The following is a 15,031-nucleotide window of genomic DNA, read 5'->3' as shown; positions in this document are numbered from 1 at the left end:
GTTCAACCTCACCCCGCTAGTGTGGGGAAGGTACAAACCACGCCTCACATTGGTAGGAGCAACGGCTTGACTTCCACAAGCAGCAGCGGACAGGTCCGCAGCGGCGCGGCGTCGACGGAAACCGACACCGAGAATCTGACCTTCACACCGGAAGACGCGAAACTTATCGAGCGCGCAATGTTCGAAGTCAAGCGGGTCATTGTCGGACAAGACAAGCTAGTAGAGCGGATCTTGACCGGCCTGCTGGCGCGCGGACACATCTTGCTCGAAGGCGTCCCAGGTGTGGCGAAAACGCTGGCCGTCGAGACCTTTGCAACCGTCGTTGGTGGCAGTTTCTCTCGCGTCCAGTTCACCCCCGACCTGGTGCCGACCGACCTCATCGGTACCCGCATCTATCGCCAGGGGCGCGAAGAGTTCGATACCGAACTGGGCCCGGTGGTCGCGAACTTCGTCCTCGCCGACGAGATCAACCGCGCGCCAGCCAAGGTGCAATCGGCGCTCCTCGAAGTTATGGCCGAGCGACACGTGTCGATCGGTGGCACCACCTACGACATGCCCGACCCGTTCCTCGTGATGGCGACGCAGAACCCGATTGAGAACGAAGGTGTGTACCCGCTTCCCGAGGCGCAGCGTGACCGCTTCCTGTTCAAGGTGCTGGTCGACTACCCGTCGGTGGAAGAAGAGCGTGAGATCGTCTACCGGATGGGTAATGTGCCGCCGAAAGCGTCACCGGTACTGGACCCCGCCGCGACGATCCGCCTGCAGAACCTGGCCGCGAACGTGTTCGTGCACCACGCGCTCGTTGATTACGTCGTCCGCGTCATCAATGCGACACGTCGACCGGCCGAAGTGGGACTCACCGAAGTTGGCCAGTGGCTGTCGTACGGGGCTTCGCCGCGAGCCACGCTCGGCATCGTGGCCTCGGCCCGCGCACTGGCGCTCATTCACGGTCGCGACTACGTGATTCCCCAGGACATCGTGGAAGTTATCCCGGACGTGCTCCGCCACCGCCTCGTGCTGTCGTACGACGCCCTCGCTGACGAAGTGACGCCCGATCACATCATCACCCGAATCCTGCAGACCATCGGTTTGCCGCAGGTGTCCGCGACCCAGGCTCAGGTTCAGCCCGCCGCGCAGGCACCGCAGATGCCAGCCCCGAACGCACCGGCCTCGAACTCGGTTGCGCCGGGTCAGCAGGCACCGCTTCCGCAGGCGACGATCCAGCAGGCACCGCTCCCGCCAGCCACGGTGCAGCAGGCACCGACGCAGCAACCCCCCAACGCCGCGCAGGGCAATGGCGGACAATAGGGACCTGCCGTCGTTTGCGGCGGGAAATCTCAACGATCCCGAATTGACCGCAGCGCTCAAGTCGCTGGAACTGACGGTCCGACGCAAGCTAGACGGCGTCCTCCAGGGTGAGCACCTCGGTCTCATCCCCGGTCCGGGCTCGGAACCGGGGGAGGCGCGGGAGTACCAGCCTGGCGACGACATCCGTCGGATGGAGTGGTCGGTCACCGCACGGACGGGCACTCCGCACGTGCGGCAGATGGTTGCTGACCGCGAATTGGAAACGTGGTTCGTCGTCGACGCCTCGGCAAGTCTGGATTTCGGGACGGTCGGCCGCTCCAAACGTGATGTCGCGGTCGCGGCGGCCGCCGCAATTGTGCATCTGACGGCCGGCGGCGGCAACCGTCACGGAGCGATCATCGTGACCGGCGACGATGTCGTCCGGATTCCAGCTCGCGCCGGGAGAGCCCACGATCAAGCTCTGCTGAAGGCTATAGCCACCACCAAGCGAAGCGCCCCCGGCGTCCGCGGTGACCTCAACGCCGGCTTGGAGGCATTGCGCCGACCACAACGCCGTCGAGGCCTAGCCGTCGTTATTGGTGACTTCCTCGGCGAAATCGACTGGGCTCGATCATTGCGGGCGATCGGGGCGCATCACGAGCTCTTGGGTGTGGAAGTTTTGGATCCCCGGGATATCGAATTGCCGCTGGTCGGACCAGTCACCCTGCGTGATGCTGAGTCTGGCGAGATTGTCGATATCGACGTCACGGCGCAAGTTCGGGCCGACTACGCCAAGGCTGCGGCGGCCCACCGCACCGAAGTTCTGCGCACCTTCCGCACGGCGGGCGGGCCGGTGCTCTCGCTGCGCAGCGACCGCGACTGGATCGCCGATACCGTGCGGTTTATTGGCACTCGACGCCGCAGCATGGCCGCGGGAGCGCGTTGATGACCGATATTTTTGCCCACCCATGGTGGCTACTGTCGACGCTGCTTGTCGTGGCGCTGATCGCCGCCTACATCTACGTGATGCGCAAACGTCGCACCAGGTCGCTGGAGTTCGCGAATCTCGACTTGCTGAAGTCGGTGACACCGAAGAACCAGGACCGGTTTAAGCATGTGCCGGTCGCGATTCTGCTGACCGGGTTGACCTTGCTCACCATTGCGATGGCTGGCCCCATGGCCGACCGCAACGTGCCGCGTAACCGTGCGACGGTGATGCTTGTCGTCGACGTGTCGAACTCGATGAAATCAACCGATGTCGCCCCGTCCCGGTTGAAGGCGGCACAGGCGGCGGGTAAGCGGTTTGCCGATGATCTGACCGACGGGATCAACCTGGGTCTGATCTCGTTCGCGGGCACCCCGTCGACGCTCGTGTCGCCGACCCCTGATCACGGCGCGACCAAGAATGCACTTGATCGACTGAAGTTGGCCGACAAGACGGCGACCGGCGAAGGCATCTTCGCGGCGCTCGAACAGATTCAGACGCTGAACGCGGTCCTCGGTGGTCCCGAAGGTGCCCCGCCAGCACGAATCGTGTTGCTTTCGGACGGTAAACAGACCGTCCCGGAGAGTCCCGACGATCCCCGTGGCGGTTTCACCGCCGCACGCAAAGCCAAAGATCGCGGCATCCCGGTCTCGACGATCTCGTTCGGCACCCTGAACGGCACCGTCCAACTCGAAACCCCCAGTGGCGGTGTCGAAACCGTGCCAGTGCCCGTCGACGACGAGTCACTGCGGAAGATCGCCAATCTGTCCGGCGGCGACTTCTTCACCGCATCGAGTCTCGACGAACTCAACAAGGTGTATTCGACGCTGCAGAAACAGATCGGTTATGAGCGTCAGCGTGGCGACAATTCTCGTCCGTGGCTCATTGCTGGCACACTTCTTGCTGTCTTGGGCGCATTCGCCGCCCTGTTCCTTAACCGACGCCTCCCCTGAGATAGGTTGATCGCCATGGCAGAGTATTCCCCGATTCCCGCCCAGACCCCGCGTTCGGTCCTCGTGACCGGCGGCAACCGCGGCATTGGCTTGGCCGTCGCACAGCGACTCGCCGCTGACGGACACAAGGTTGCAGTGACCCACCGCGGTTCCGGTGCTCCCGAAGGCCTCTTCGGCGTGGAGTGCGACGTGACCGACAATGCTTCGGTTGAACGCGCCTTCGCCGAGGTTGCCGAACACCAGGGCCCCGTCGAGGTCCTCGTCGCCAACGCTGGCGTCACCGACAACATGCTGCTGATGCGCTTGAGTGAAGAAAGCTTCGAGAAAGTCATCGACGCCAACCTCACCGGTGCTTTCCGCTGCGCCAAGGTTGCGACCAAGGGCATGCAGCGTGGCCGTTTTGGCCGCATGATCTTCCTCGGCTCGGTTGTCGCCATGTCGGGTATCCCCGGCCAGGCCAACTACGCGGCATCGAAGGCTGGCCTCATCGGTCTGGCTCGTTCGATCGCCCGCGAGGTCGGATCGCGCAACATCACCGCCAACGTCGTCGCTCCCGGTTTCATCGAAACCGATATGACCGCTGCGATGGAAGACCGCTACATCGAGATGGCCAAGCAGGCTATCCCACTGGGCCGCACAGGGCAGCCCGAAGACGTGGCCGCGGCCATCAGCTTCCTCGCCTCCGACCAGGGCGGCTACATCACCGGCGCCGTGCTCCCGGTCGACGGCGGCATGGGCATGGGCCACTAGTTCTTCTTTTTCTTCTTTCTCCCACCGCATTAGGAGTATTTTGTGAGCGGAATTCTTGCAGGCAAGACCATCCTCGTAACCGGCATCATCACCGATGCCTCCATTGCATTCCACACCGCTCGGGTGGCACAGGAACAGGGTGCCAAGGTCATCATCACCGGCATCCCGGAGCGTCTGCGACTGATCGACCGCATCGCGCGTCGCCTGCCGCAGGAAGTGCCGCCGGCGATTCCGCTCGACGTCACCGACGAGGAGAGCCTCGGGGCCCTCGCCGATAAGGTTCGCGAGTTGGCACCCGAGGGCGTCGACGGCCTCGTCCACTCGATTGCTTTCGCACCCAAGACCCTGATGGGTCCGGACGCCGTGCCGTTCCTTGAGGGTCCGGGACCCGACGTCGCGAAGTCGTTCGAGATCTCCGCATGGAGTTACGCCTCGCTCGCTCGTGCCGCACTGCCGGTCATGAACGAAGGCGGCTCGATCGTCGGTATGGACTTCGATCCGCGAACCGCGCTGCCCGACTACAACTGGATGGGCGTCGCGAAGGCGGCCCTCGAATCGGTGAACCGCTATGTGGCGCGCGAAGTTGGCGAGGCCAAGCGGATTCGCTCCAACCTCGTCGCGGCCGGCCCGATCAAGACGCTGGCGGCCAAGGCAATCTCGGGCACCGCGACCGACGATGCCCGCAAACTGACCATGCTCAACGAGTACTGGGACGGTGCGTCGCCCATCGGCTGGAACGTCGACGATCCGGGCGTCGTCGGCACCAGTGTTTGCGCCGTGCTGTCGGACTTCCTACCCGGCACGACCGGCTCGATCATCTACGTTGACGGTGGTGCCAGCCATAACACCTGGTTCCCCGAGAACTTCCTGAACTGATCGTGACTGACACAGGTGGAAACAGCGGTGCCTTCGAGGCACTGCTGTTTCTTTCTTTCGGCGGCCCCGACAAGCCTGCGGATGTGCGCCCATTCCTTGAGAATGTGACGCGTGGCCGCGGGGTGCCCCCGGAGCGACTCGACGAGGTTGTCGAACACTATTTGCATTTCGGGGGAGTCTCACCGATCAATGGGCTCAACCTCGAGATGATTGCGGCGTTGCGCGCGGAACTTGACGGTCGCGGTCGCGACCTACCGATCTATTTCGGTAACCGGAATTGGGATCCGTTGATCGCCGATGCGGTGGCGTCAATTCGGGCCGATGGCCACCGGCGGGTACTCGCGTTCGCCACGTCTGCCTGGGGCGGATATTCCGGGTGCCGTCAGTATCACGAGGACATCGCCGGGGCGGTCAACGACGTCGACGATGTGGTGGTCCGCAAACTGCCGCAGTTCGCGAGTGAACCGAAGTTTATTGAGGCGGCCAGCAATGCGCTGCGTCGTGCATTGGATGAATTCGCATCGGGACCACCGCCGCGGGTCGTCTTCACCGCACATTCGATTCCGGAGTCCGCGGACAAGAATGCCGGGCCAGCCGCGGACGGCGGCCATCTGTATTCCAGTCAGGTACGTGCTGCTGCCGCAGCAGTCGCATCATCGCTCGGGATCGACGAGTTCGACGTCGTGTGGCAATCACGGTCGGGACCGCCGCAGGTGCCTTGGCTTGAACCGGACATCTGCGATCACCTCCGAGAAATCTCCGCGCAGGGAATTTCGCGGGTGGCGGTGGTGCCGATCGGCTTCATCTCCGACCACCTGGAAGTGGTCTGGGACCTCGATTCCGAGGCGCGCGACGTGGCCGCTGAACTCGGCATGGACTACGTGCGCGTCCCCACGGTCGGGACCGACCCCGTCTTTATCTCGCTGATCGCCGACCTCGTCGAACGCTATGTCGACGGTGCAGGCGACATCACTGCGATGGGCTGCGGCGACAACGGTGCGCTGTGCCGACCGGACTGTTGCCTGCCCGTTCGGCGGCCACAGCGAGGTTAGGTCACCGTCAGCCCTGCGGCTCAACGGTGACAAAGTCGATCAGCTCCTCGACGCTGCGGAGCAGCGGAACCTCAAGGTCGCGGAAGTTCGACACGCCAGCGAGAACCCGGCGCCAGCCGTCACGCGGGGTACCCCAGCCGAGGGCGTCGCAGATGCCGGTCTTCCAGTCGGTGCCCATCGGGATCACCGGCCACGCGTCGATGCCGACCGAAGCCGGTTTCACCGCCTGCCACACGTCCACGTAGGGGTGGCCGGTTACCAGGACATTGGGACCAACTTCGGCGGTGAGCTTTTCCTCTTTGGATCCAGACACCAGGTGGTCGACCAGGACGCCAGCGCGGCGATGCGGTGCCGGGCCGAACTCGGCGAGTGCCTCGTCCAAGTTGTCGAGGCCATCGAGGCTGATCACCACAACGCCCTCGGCGCGGAGGTCGTCGCCCCAGACACGTTCGACGAGGGTGGCGTCGTGCACGCCCTCCACAAAGATGCGGCTGGCGCGGGCGGTGCGTGCCCGCTGCTTCGGTGCGGCCCGCGAGCCGGAGGCGGTTTTGGCCTCCGCCTGCGCGACCGCACCGCGACCGCGCGGGCGAGTCAGAGTGACCGGCTTCCCGTCAATCAAAAAGGCCGCCGGGTACATCAGGAAGACGCGTGTTTGCCCGCGACGATCCTCGAGGCGAACCAGGTCGCCCGCATAACTCTTTTCGAGGCCCACGACGGCACCGCAGAATCCCGTCGCGGCGTCTTCGACCACCAGGTCGCGTTCAGCGGCGACCTCGGGGGCCTTGGGCTTGGTTTTGCGGGGCGAGGACAGTACGTCGCGGCCATAGCGATCATCGGACACAGTTGCCAACCCTAAGCGAGTGATGGCGGTGGGTCCGGTTGCGACGCTCCGGTGGAGCGCAAACCGCGGGTATCGTGCTTTGCGATGACCAGTTCTTCTCTAGCCCTGATGCGCTCGTGGCCCGCGAGCGCTCTCGCCGTGTGGGCTGCGGCACGCGACGCGGGCCGATGCTCTGCCGACGACGTGCTACACACCCTGCACGACTACGCCCAAGTGCATGAACTCGATCCTGGCGGGGGAATTTTGGACCTGCTGGCGACGGTGTCGGGCGCCGCACACATGGCGGTACGACTGCCCGCTCCGGGCGACGCGGCCGGACTGCCTCCGAGCGAAGTAACCAAGGCCGCGATGAGTGTCGGTGAAGTGATTCTGGTTGACGACCGGGACCTCGGTGCTGCGGGCCCAACTCATCCGATCGCCTTGATTCCAATGGGAACCAGGGAACGGTGTCGTTGGCAGGCCATGCGCTACGACGCGGAGATCGCCGTCGACCAACTGCTATCCGACGCACCGCTCGGTGAGGTGGAATACGACCTCAAGGCTGCCGTCGCCGAGGCGGCGACCGTGATCGCTGACCTCAGCGGCGCACGACGCCGTTCACCCGCAGATCTGCGCGATGCCTTGGCCGCCCGCACCGAGTTCAATCGAATCGACTTGCCCGCACACGACAATCCGCGGGTCGACCGCGTCCTTGCTGCCGCCGCGCAGATCGATGCGATCATCACGCTTGCAGGCAGTGGCACGCTCGGCGACTCCGGTTCCCAACTGGCCACCGCCGATACGAATCTGATGCGGCTGTCGGACCTGGCGCGCCGAGCCCGGCAAGCGGCGGTGAATACGCTGATCGCCGAGTACCGTCGCGCGGCCACTGGGTAGTCCGCTCAGATCTCTTGCGCTCGTCGCTATATCCTTGCCAGATACGCGACACCCGCGAACGCGGCGGCCCACAGCACCGACGCGAAGGTCCCGAGGATGAACTGTTCGCTGGCCCGTGGGGCGCGCAGCTCGGAGAATCGGGCGAGGCTCTTCACCGCCAGCGCGACACCGATTCCCGCTGGCCAGGCCAGCAGCAACGACACGACGACCGCCGTGCGCTCCAGCATGCCGATGATCCGACCGCCGCGCAGGGGAGCGTCGGGTTCGTCGTCGTGATTGTCACCGCGGGTGGGGATCCCGCCAGCAGCCAGTACGAGGCGGACAGCGCTTGCGCCGGTGACTGCGGCAGCGATGACCGCCAAAACCTGGATGGCGACGAGCCACCCGCCGTCCCAGTGCCCGTCGCGGGTAACCGGGATCAGTGCCAGCACCAACAGGGCCAACGTCACGACCGTCGCGATCACGTCGGTGGCAAGCACCGCGCCATCGGACTTGGCGGAATCGGCAGCGAGGTGTCGTCGAACCAAAGCAGCACCGGCCGCCACCACGATGGCCAGAGCAAAAAGAACCACGACGGTCATGCATCTACTCCGATGTTGGCGGCGGTAAGCAAGTCAGTGAACAACTCACGCGCACTCGGCTCAATGTCCCAGCGCGCGTGCTGCAGCCGAAGCGACATCGCCTGCGGGCTGATACCGAGTCTAGTGGCCGCTGCTGACTGGGTAAGCCCTTGCGCGACAAGCGAAACGGCTTCGTGGCCGGCGTCGGTGCGGTCGGCGAGAACGTCGAGGAGCAGTCGCGCGGCGGTCTGCGCGCTGGCGCACCAGGAGGACTCTCCGACGATGCACAGGTGCCAGCGGTTTCTTTTGGCATCTTCGACGGCAGTGCGAGCGTCGATGAATGCCGCTCCGCGCCCCGCCCGGGTCGATGGGGGCAACGGTGTTTCGATGTCGCCGATGCCGATCCCGACGCTCCAGTCACCCGATGACGCAAGGTCGATTGCGACGAGAGCGAGCCCTGTGGGCGAATCGAAGACCGCTTGGACTTCATCACCTGCCGTCCGCTCGAACGGGCGAAGCAGTCCGGAGGGGCTACCGTCGGCCAGTATGTCGGGCACCAGGTCCCGTCCGGTACGGCTGCCGCGTTGGTCCGCAGTCAGGACATACATCGCAGTTTTCCGTCCATTGCCGTCTCCTGTCCATCGCATCTCGTGTCGGACCCTTCGACAACTCTAGCCACTGCCTCAAGTTTAGATACTTGATATTGCTCAAATCAAGTATATTTACTTGATGGTTGGTTGATCGGCATGCGCGTATCCACGATCAGCCCGATGACCCCTACCGCGAATAGCGCCGCGGAGAAGAACAAACTGATCGGACTGCCCGACCCAGTCAGTGCGTCACCCAAGAAGATGACGGCTGCATTGCCCGGCGTCATACCGATAATGGTTGCTGCGATGAAGGGGATCAGACGGATACTCGACAGTCCCGCCAAGTAGTTGACGATCGAGAACGGGAACACGGCGATCAGGCGCACCGAACCGACTGCCAGCCACCCGCGCTGCGCCAAGCGATGATCCAAGGCCGCCACCGAGGGGTGCTTCAAGAAGCGGGTAATTCGTTGCCTGCCGAGCTTGCGGGCCACCAGAAAACCGATTACCGCGGCGATCGTGGACGAGATCGTCGCCCCGACGAATGCAATGGCGGGCGGGAAGAGGACTCCTGCGGTCAAGGTGAACGCGGTGCGCGGAACCGGGGCCGCCGGGACGATCGCGTAGGCCAGAAAAAACAACCAAATGAACCACGGGCCAAGGGAATCCGACCAGGTGCGTGCGGTGGCGATAGAGGGGAGTGGCACAAAATACGCGCCGACCAGGACGGTCACCACGATGGCCATCACGGCGATGCCGCGAATGACCGCGGCCTTCGTGACGCTCCGACTGCCTGCTGCGGCCTTGTCGGAGAGGGGTTGCTGCGAGGTGCTTCCGTCTAGGGCCACCGGCTCTTCGGCCAACGGTGCCGATCGCGGTGAATTGTTACGCACGAGTACCAATATTACGGGCTCGATCACATCCCGCATGACGGCCCGAGCGTTTGATCGGTTATCGTTCAATTAACGAAAATTCTTCGCCCAGCTATGGAGGTAAGCGAGCCGATGACGGCAAGTGAGCACCCCGTACAGCCGCCCAGTAATGCCGGTCCGCTCAGCGCGCAGGGCCTGCAGGCAGCGTACGACGATTGGTCCGCCGCGGCCGCCGCCGTTTTGGCGCGTTCGCGCAAAGTGACGGCCGACGAACTGCCTGAGAGTCCCGAGGCTCTGCTGTCGACACATACCGGTGACGGCACCGTAGTGCGTCCGCTGTACACGCGGAAAGACGAGGCGGCCGAACAGGGCGCGCCCGGTCAGTTCCCGTTTGTGCGCGGTGCCGACCCGGTCCGCGACGTCAACGTCGGTTGGCGAGTCACCGAACGCTTCGGCGACGAAGACGGCCTGTCCGCAGAGGTGGTCAACGAGCAGATCTTGGACGCCGCAGGCAATGGCACCAGCGGATTGTGGCTGAACGTCGGTGGCAGCATTGCTGCCGACGATGTCGCGGCCGTTCTGGCTGGTGTCTACCTCGATCTGGTGCCTGTCACGCTCGACGCCGGTGCCGATGGCATCGCCGCCGCCCGCGCCTACCTCGCCGCTCGGGCCGCCGCACCGGAAGCTCCGCAAGCTGCCCCCGCAACAGCCGCCAACGTGCAAAGCCTCGGACTGTCGCCGTATACGGCTGCCTTCTCCGGACGGGCAACCGTCGAAGTTGAGGAAGCTAACGCGGTGGCCACCGAAGCTCCCGCGGGCGTGCGGACATTCCGCGTCGATGGCACCGACTTCAGTCAGGCTGGCGCCAACAATCCGCAAGAACTCGGCTACGCCGTCGCTGCTGCCGTTACACACGTGCGCGACCTGGTGGGTGCCGGCATGAGCCGCGCCGACGCCCTCGGCCAGATCACCTTCGCCATCTCGGTTGACGACGACCAGTTCGCCGGCATCGCCAAGCTTCGCGCCCTCCGCGCTGTCTGGTCGCGGGTGGCCGATGTTCTCGGTGAGCCCGAAGCCGGTGCGGCGATCACCCACGCGGTGACCGACCTGGCGATGCTGACTCAGCGCGATCCATGGGTCAACATGCTCCGCTCCACCGTCGCCGCATTCGGTGCCGGTCTCGGCGGTGCCGACCAGGTCACCGTCCTCGGATACGACGCCGCACTGCCCGCTGACCAGCGGTCGTCGAGCACGTCGTTCTCCCGTCGCATGGCTCGCAACACCCAGCTGATCCTCCTTGAGGAATCCAACCTGGGGCGCGTGCTCGACCCGGCCGGTGGTTCATGGTTCGTCGAATCTCTCACTGCCGACCTCGCTTCGGCAGCCTGGGAGGTCTTCACCGAGGTCGAGGCTCGCGGCGGTTACCGTCCGGCCCTCGCCGAAGGATGGATCGCCAGCCAGATCGCCGAGTCCCTCGCGGCTCGTGACGTCCAGGTTGCACACCGCAAGGCACCGCTGACCGGTGTCAGCGAGTTCCCGAATCTCGACGAGACGGCTCGCCCGGCCGGGACCGCGAACACCGTCGACATCGCTACCGCCACCCCCAAGTTGGCTCGCGTTGGCCGCCAGTTCGAGGCCTTGCGCGATGCCGCCGACGCCGCCGCTGCGGCTGGCAGTCGTCCCAGTGTGTTGATGCTGCCGCTCGGCAGCGTCGCCGAACACAATGGCCGCACCACCTTCGTCGCGAACCTGCTGGCCGCCGGCGGTATCGCGGCGATTAATCCCGGCACCGTCGATGCCGAATCGATCGCCGGAGTGGTCGCAGACAATCCGACCAGCGTCGCCGTACTGTGCGGCACCGCCAAGCGGTACGCCGAAAGCGGCCCAGCCGCGTTGGCCGCAGCACGCAGTGCAGGCATCAGCCGAGTGCTGCTCGCCGGGCCCGACCGCGAATGGCCCGCAGACGCCGACGGCGTCGACGGTTCGCTCCGCGTCGGAATCGATGCCATCGCGACCCTGACCGAACTTCTCGATCACCTGACCGAAGGCGGGAGTGCATCCGCATGAGTGAGCGCAATTCAACAGACGCGGTGCCAAGCTTCGCCGACGTCGCCCTGACTGGGGACAGGCAGCCCGAACCTGCCGCACCCGGTGCCACCCAGGCCGAAGAGTTGGCGGCAGCCAATGGCTACTCCGTCGAGCAGGTCACCTGGAAGACCCCCGAGCAGATCGACGTGCCGCCGGTCTTCACCCGTGCCGACCGCGACGAAGCCGCGGCCGACAGCGACTACCCGATCGACTCCATCCCCGGTACCGCACCGTTCATCCGGGGCCCGTACCCGACGATGTACGTCAACCAGCCGTGGACGATTCGCCAGTACGCAGGTTTCTCGACAGCCGCCGAGTCGAACGCCTTTTACCGCCGTAACCTGGCCTCGGGTCAGAAGGGTCTGTCGGTCGCCTTCGACCTCGCTACCCACCGCGGCTACGACTCCGACCACCCGCGCGTCGCAGGCGACGTCGGTATGGCTGGCGTGGCGATCGATTCAATCCTCGACATGCGCCAACTGTTCGACGGCATTGACCTCGGCAACGTGTCCGTGTCGATGACGATGAACGGTGCCGTGCTGCCGATCCTGGCGCTCTACGTCGTGGCCGCCGAAGAACAGGGCGTGCCCCCGGAGAAGTTGGCTGGAACCATTCAGAACGACATTCTCAAAGAGTTCATGGTCCGCAACACCTACATCTATCCGCCGGCCCCGTCCATGCGGATCATCTCGGACATCTTCGCCTACACAAGCGCCAAGATGCCCAAGTTCAACTCCATCTCCATCTCCGGCTACCACATTCAGGAAGCCGGAGCGACAGCCGACCTGGAGCTCGCATACACCCTGGCCGACGGCGTCGAATACATTCGCGCCGGGTTGGAAGCAGGCCTCGATATCGACCAGTTCGCACCGCGACTGTCGTTCTTCTGGGGTATCGGCATGAACTTCTTCATGGAGGTTGCCAAGCTCCGCGCCGCACGCCTGCTGTGGAGTGAGCTCGTCGCGAAGTTTGAGCCAAAGAACCCCAAGAGTCTGTCGCTGCGTACCCACTCGCAGACTTCAGGTTGGTCGTTGACCGCGCAGGACGTGTTTAACAACGTTGCTCGCACCTGCGTGGAGGCCATGGCGGCAACGCAAGGCCACACCCAGTCGCTGCACACCAACGCCCTCGACGAAGCGATCGCCCTCCCGACAGACTTCTCCGCGCGCATTGCCCGCAACACCCAGCTTCTGCTTCAGCAGGAGTCGGGCACCACGCGGCCGATCGATCCGTGGGCTGGCTCCAACTACGTCGAATGGCTCACCAATGAGCTCGCCAACAAGGCTCGCGCGCACATCGCGGAGGTCGAAGAGGCTGGCGGTATGACCCAGGCCATCGACGAAGGTCTGCCAAAGCTCCGTATCGAAGAGGCTGCGGCCCGTACCCAGGCTCGTATCGACTCGGGCACTCAGCCGTTGATCGGTGTCAACAAGTACCGGGTCGACGAAGATGAGGAAATCGAAGTCCTCAAGGTCGACAACTCGAAGGTCCGCGCCGAGCAGCTCGCCAAGCTCGAGAAGCTCCGCGCCGAACGCGACCAGGATGCGGTCGATGCCGCACTGGCCAACCTAACGCGCGCCGCGGGCGAGGCCGGTGGGTCGAACCTCGACAACAACCTGATGGCCCTGGCCATCGAGGCCGCACGCCACGGTGCCACCGGCGGCGAAATCTCCGACGCCATGGAGAAGGTCTACGGCCGTCATCAGGCGGAGATCCGCACCATCAGCGGCGTATACCGCAACGAAGCAGGTGATTCCGTGAGCAATATCGACGAAGCCATGGCTGTCGTGGATGCCTTCGCTGACGCTGAGGGTCGTCGTCCTCGCGTGCTGGTTGCCAAGATGGGCCAGGACGGGCACGACCGCGGCCAGAAGGTGATCGCCACAGCATTTGCCGATCTCGGATTCGACGTCGACGTGGGCCCGCTGTTCGCGACCCCCGAAGAGGTGGCAGCTCAGGCGGCAGACAACGACGTGCACGTCGTCGGTGTCTCGTCGCTGGCAGCCGGTCACCTCACCCTGGTGCCCGCTCTCAAGCAGGCACTGGCGGATGTGGGACGCGAAGACATCATGATCGTCGTCGGCGGCGTGATTCCGCCCGGTGACTTCGACGACCTGTATGCGGCTGGTGCTGCGGCGATCTTCCCGCCCGGTACCGTCATCGCTGACAGCGCAGTCGACCTGATCGGCAAGCTCGCCGACCAACTGGGCCTGGATCTGGCGCCCGCAGCGGAATGACCTCCGTGGATCGCCCGGGTCGACGCGCGATTGATGTCGATGCGCTCACCGAAGGTGTGCTGTCCGGCAATCGGTCGCAGTTGGCTCGGGCCATCACCCTGGTGGAATCGGTTCGACCCGACCATCGGGCGGCCGCCCAGCAGTTGCTGCTGAACTTGACGCCGCACGCCGGGAAGTCGTTCCGGGTGGGGATTACCGGTGTTCCGGGCGTCGGCAAGTCGACGACCATCGAGACGCTCGGCATGCACCTGATTGATCGCGGTCATCGGGTTGCAGTGCTTGCGGTGGACCCCTCGTCGACGAGGACTCGCGGTTCCATTCTCGGCGATAAGACGCGGATGGGGCAGCTCTCGGCCGCCGCGGATGCGTACGTCCGTCCGTCGCCGAGTTCAGGCACGCTCGGCGGCGTCACGAAGGCCACCCGCGAGACCATCGTCCTCGTTGAAGCTGCTGGCTACGACGTGGTGCTCGTCGAGACGGTGGGCGTGGGGCAGTCGGAGGTGAGCGTCGCCGGGATGGTCGACGTCTTCACCTTCCTGACGCTGGCCCGCACGGGCGACTCGTTGCAGGGCATCAAGAAGGGCGTGCTGGAACTCGCCGAGATCGTCGTCGTCAACAAGGCCGACGGCAAGCACATCAACGAGGCTCGCGGTGCCGCTCGCGAACTGCGCAATGCGCTCGGTTTGATTTACCCGCACGACGCCCTCTGGCACCCACCTGTCCTCACCATGAGCGCCATCGAGAACACCGGCGTTGACGAGTACTGGGAAGCGATTCTGAAACATCGCGAAACCTTGACCGCAGCCGGCTTGTTCGAGTCTCGTCGCGCGCAGCAACAGGTGGACTGGATGTGGGCGATGGTTCGCGAGGCCATGCTGAACCGCCTCGAAGAGGACCCCGAGGTTCGCGCGGTGCGCAAGGAGGTCGAGTCAGCGGTTCTCACGGGCTCGCTGACCCCAACCTTGGGCGCCGACCGGATCGCCACCGTCGCTGGCTTCTAGGGCCCCGGGCCCCGCTCTCGCATGATGCGTTGATTCCCGCTACACGTCCGACGTGTAGCGGGA

Annotated in this window: 14 protein-coding genes; 10 read left to right on the top strand and 4 right to left on the bottom strand. The window is 64.7% G+C overall.

Going from position 1 to position 15,031, the window contains the following annotated elements; all coding sequences use genetic code 11:
- Positions 1–66 precede the first annotated feature (66 nt).
- The 6 genes from WBA38_RS17135 to WBA38_RS17110 are packed head-to-tail and all read left to right on the top strand — an operon-like array spanning position 67 to position 5,903.
- Complete coding sequence (locus WBA38_RS17135) at positions 67–1,308, top strand: AAA family ATPase (RefSeq protein WP_424293018.1); 1,242 nt, start codon at positions 67–69, stop codon at positions 1,306–1,308.
- On the top strand, positions 1,295–2,233 hold the full coding sequence (locus tag WBA38_RS17130) for a DUF58 domain-containing protein (protein ID WP_424323173.1): 939 nt from the start codon (positions 1,295–1,297) through the stop codon (positions 2,231–2,233). The genes WBA38_RS17135 and WBA38_RS17130 overlap by 14 nt, the downstream gene beginning before the upstream one ends.
- On the top strand, positions 2,233–3,225 hold the full coding sequence (locus WBA38_RS17125; RefSeq protein WP_424297464.1) for a VWA domain-containing protein: 993 nt from the start codon (positions 2,233–2,235) through the stop codon (positions 3,223–3,225). The genes WBA38_RS17130 and WBA38_RS17125 overlap by 1 nt, the downstream gene beginning before the upstream one ends.
- A 15-nt stretch (positions 3,226–3,240) precedes the next feature.
- Complete coding sequence (gene fabG1 / locus WBA38_RS17120; RefSeq protein ID WP_424297462.1) at positions 3,241–3,975, top strand: 3-oxoacyl-ACP reductase FabG1; 735 nt, start codon at positions 3,241–3,243, stop codon at positions 3,973–3,975.
- A gap of 42 nt (positions 3,976–4,017) precedes the next feature.
- A complete protein-coding gene (gene inhA / locus WBA38_RS17115) occupies positions 4,018–4,851 on the top strand; it encodes an NADH-dependent enoyl-ACP reductase InhA (RefSeq protein WP_424297460.1) in 834 nt (277 codons plus the stop codon).
- A gap of 2 nt (positions 4,852–4,853) precedes the next feature.
- Complete coding sequence (locus WBA38_RS17110; RefSeq protein ID WP_424297458.1) at positions 4,854–5,903, top strand: ferrochelatase; 1,050 nt, start codon at positions 4,854–4,856, stop codon at positions 5,901–5,903.
- Positions 5,904–5,910: 7 nt separating this feature from the next.
- Here the strand turns inward: WBA38_RS17110 and WBA38_RS17105 are convergent, their stop codons facing one another.
- On the bottom strand, positions 5,911–6,744 hold the full coding sequence (locus tag WBA38_RS17105; protein WP_424323172.1) for a DUF3097 domain-containing protein: 834 nt from the start codon (positions 6,742–6,744) through the stop codon (positions 5,911–5,913).
- An 84-nt stretch (positions 6,745–6,828) separates the two neighbouring features.
- On the opposite strand from WBA38_RS17105, the gene WBA38_RS17100 reads away from it, so the two are divergent.
- Positions 6,829–7,620 (top strand): serine/threonine protein kinase, encoded by a 792-nt coding sequence (locus WBA38_RS17100; RefSeq protein ID WP_424295592.1) that lies wholly within the window; start codon positions 6,829–6,831, stop codon positions 7,618–7,620.
- Positions 7,621–7,646: 26 nt separating this feature from the next.
- On the opposite strand, the gene WBA38_RS17095 is transcribed toward WBA38_RS17100, so the two are convergent.
- The 3 genes from WBA38_RS17095 to WBA38_RS17085 form a co-directional block, all read right to left on the bottom strand.
- Positions 7,647–8,201 carry a hypothetical protein gene (locus tag WBA38_RS17095; protein WP_424323171.1) on the bottom strand — a complete coding sequence of 185 codons (555 nt, stop codon included), beginning with the start codon at positions 8,199–8,201 and terminating at the stop codon, positions 7,647–7,649.
- Positions 8,198–8,788, bottom strand: coding sequence for a hypothetical protein (locus tag WBA38_RS17090; RefSeq protein ID WP_424323184.1), 591 nt, complete (start codon positions 8,786–8,788; stop codon positions 8,198–8,200). The genes WBA38_RS17095 and WBA38_RS17090 overlap by 4 nt, the downstream gene beginning before the upstream one ends.
- A 104-nt stretch (positions 8,789–8,892) precedes the next feature.
- Positions 8,893–9,663: a TVP38/TMEM64 family protein gene (locus WBA38_RS17085; protein ID WP_424295589.1), complete on the bottom strand. Its 771-nt coding sequence runs from the start codon at positions 9,661–9,663 to the stop codon at positions 8,893–8,895.
- A 111-nt stretch (positions 9,664–9,774) separates the two neighbouring features.
- On the opposite strand from WBA38_RS17085, the gene WBA38_RS17080 reads away from it, so the two are divergent.
- From WBA38_RS17080 to meaB, 3 genes are read left to right on the top strand one after another with little or no spacing between them, the layout of a single operon-like run.
- Positions 9,775–11,709, top strand: a complete 1,935-nt coding sequence (locus WBA38_RS17080; protein ID WP_424323170.1) for a methylmalonyl-CoA mutase family protein — start codon at positions 9,775–9,777, stop codon at positions 11,707–11,709.
- The gene (gene scpA, locus WBA38_RS17075; RefSeq protein WP_424295587.1) at positions 11,706–13,967 is read left to right on the top strand and encodes a methylmalonyl-CoA mutase; all 2,262 of its coding nucleotides are present in this window, start codon (positions 11,706–11,708) and stop codon (positions 13,965–13,967) included. Before WBA38_RS17080 ends, scpA begins: the two co-directional genes overlap by 4 nt.
- Positions 13,964–14,968, top strand: coding sequence for a methylmalonyl Co-A mutase-associated GTPase MeaB (meaB, locus tag WBA38_RS17070; protein WP_424295585.1), 1,005 nt, complete (start codon positions 13,964–13,966; stop codon positions 14,966–14,968). Before scpA ends, meaB begins: the two co-directional genes overlap by 4 nt.
- Positions 14,969–15,031: the final 63 nt, after the last annotated feature.

This window comes from Gordonia sp. (in: high G+C Gram-positive bacteria) (assembly GCF_049647785.1).
Taxonomy (GTDB): domain Bacteria; phylum Actinomycetota; class Actinomycetes; order Mycobacteriales; family Mycobacteriaceae; genus Gordonia.
The sequence above is the reverse complement of the archived record's forward strand: the minus strand, read 5'-3'. Positions and strand labels throughout refer to the sequence as shown.

Excerpts from the sequence above, each read along its gene's own strand:
- WBA38_RS17130 (WP_424323173.1), top strand. The coding sequence starts at position 1,295 with ATGGCGGACAATAGGGACCTGCCGTCGTTTGCGGCGGGAAATCTCAAC.
- WBA38_RS17125 (WP_424297464.1), top strand. The coding sequence starts at position 2,233 with ATGACCGATATTTTTGCCCACCCATGGTGGCTACTGTCGACGCTGCTT.
- fabG1 (WP_424297462.1), top strand. The coding sequence starts at position 3,241 with ATGGCAGAGTATTCCCCGATTCCCGCCCAGACCCCGCGTTCGGTCCTC.
- WBA38_RS17100 (WP_424295592.1), top strand. The coding sequence starts at position 6,829 with ATGACCAGTTCTTCTCTAGCCCTGATGCGCTCGTGGCCCGCGAGCGCT.
- WBA38_RS17095 (WP_424323171.1), bottom strand. The coding sequence starts at position 8,201 with ATGACCGTCGTGGTTCTTTTTGCTCTGGCCATCGTGGTGGCGGCCGGT.
- WBA38_RS17090 (WP_424323184.1), bottom strand. The coding sequence starts at position 8,788 with ATGTATGTCCTGACTGCGGACCAACGCGGCAGCCGTACCGGACGGGAC.
- WBA38_RS17080 (WP_424323170.1), top strand. The coding sequence starts at position 9,775 with ATGACGGCAAGTGAGCACCCCGTACAGCCGCCCAGTAATGCCGGTCCG.
- scpA (WP_424295587.1), top strand. The coding sequence starts at position 11,706 with ATGAGTGAGCGCAATTCAACAGACGCGGTGCCAAGCTTCGCCGACGTC.
- meaB (WP_424295585.1), top strand. The coding sequence starts at position 13,964 with ATGACCTCCGTGGATCGCCCGGGTCGACGCGCGATTGATGTCGATGCG.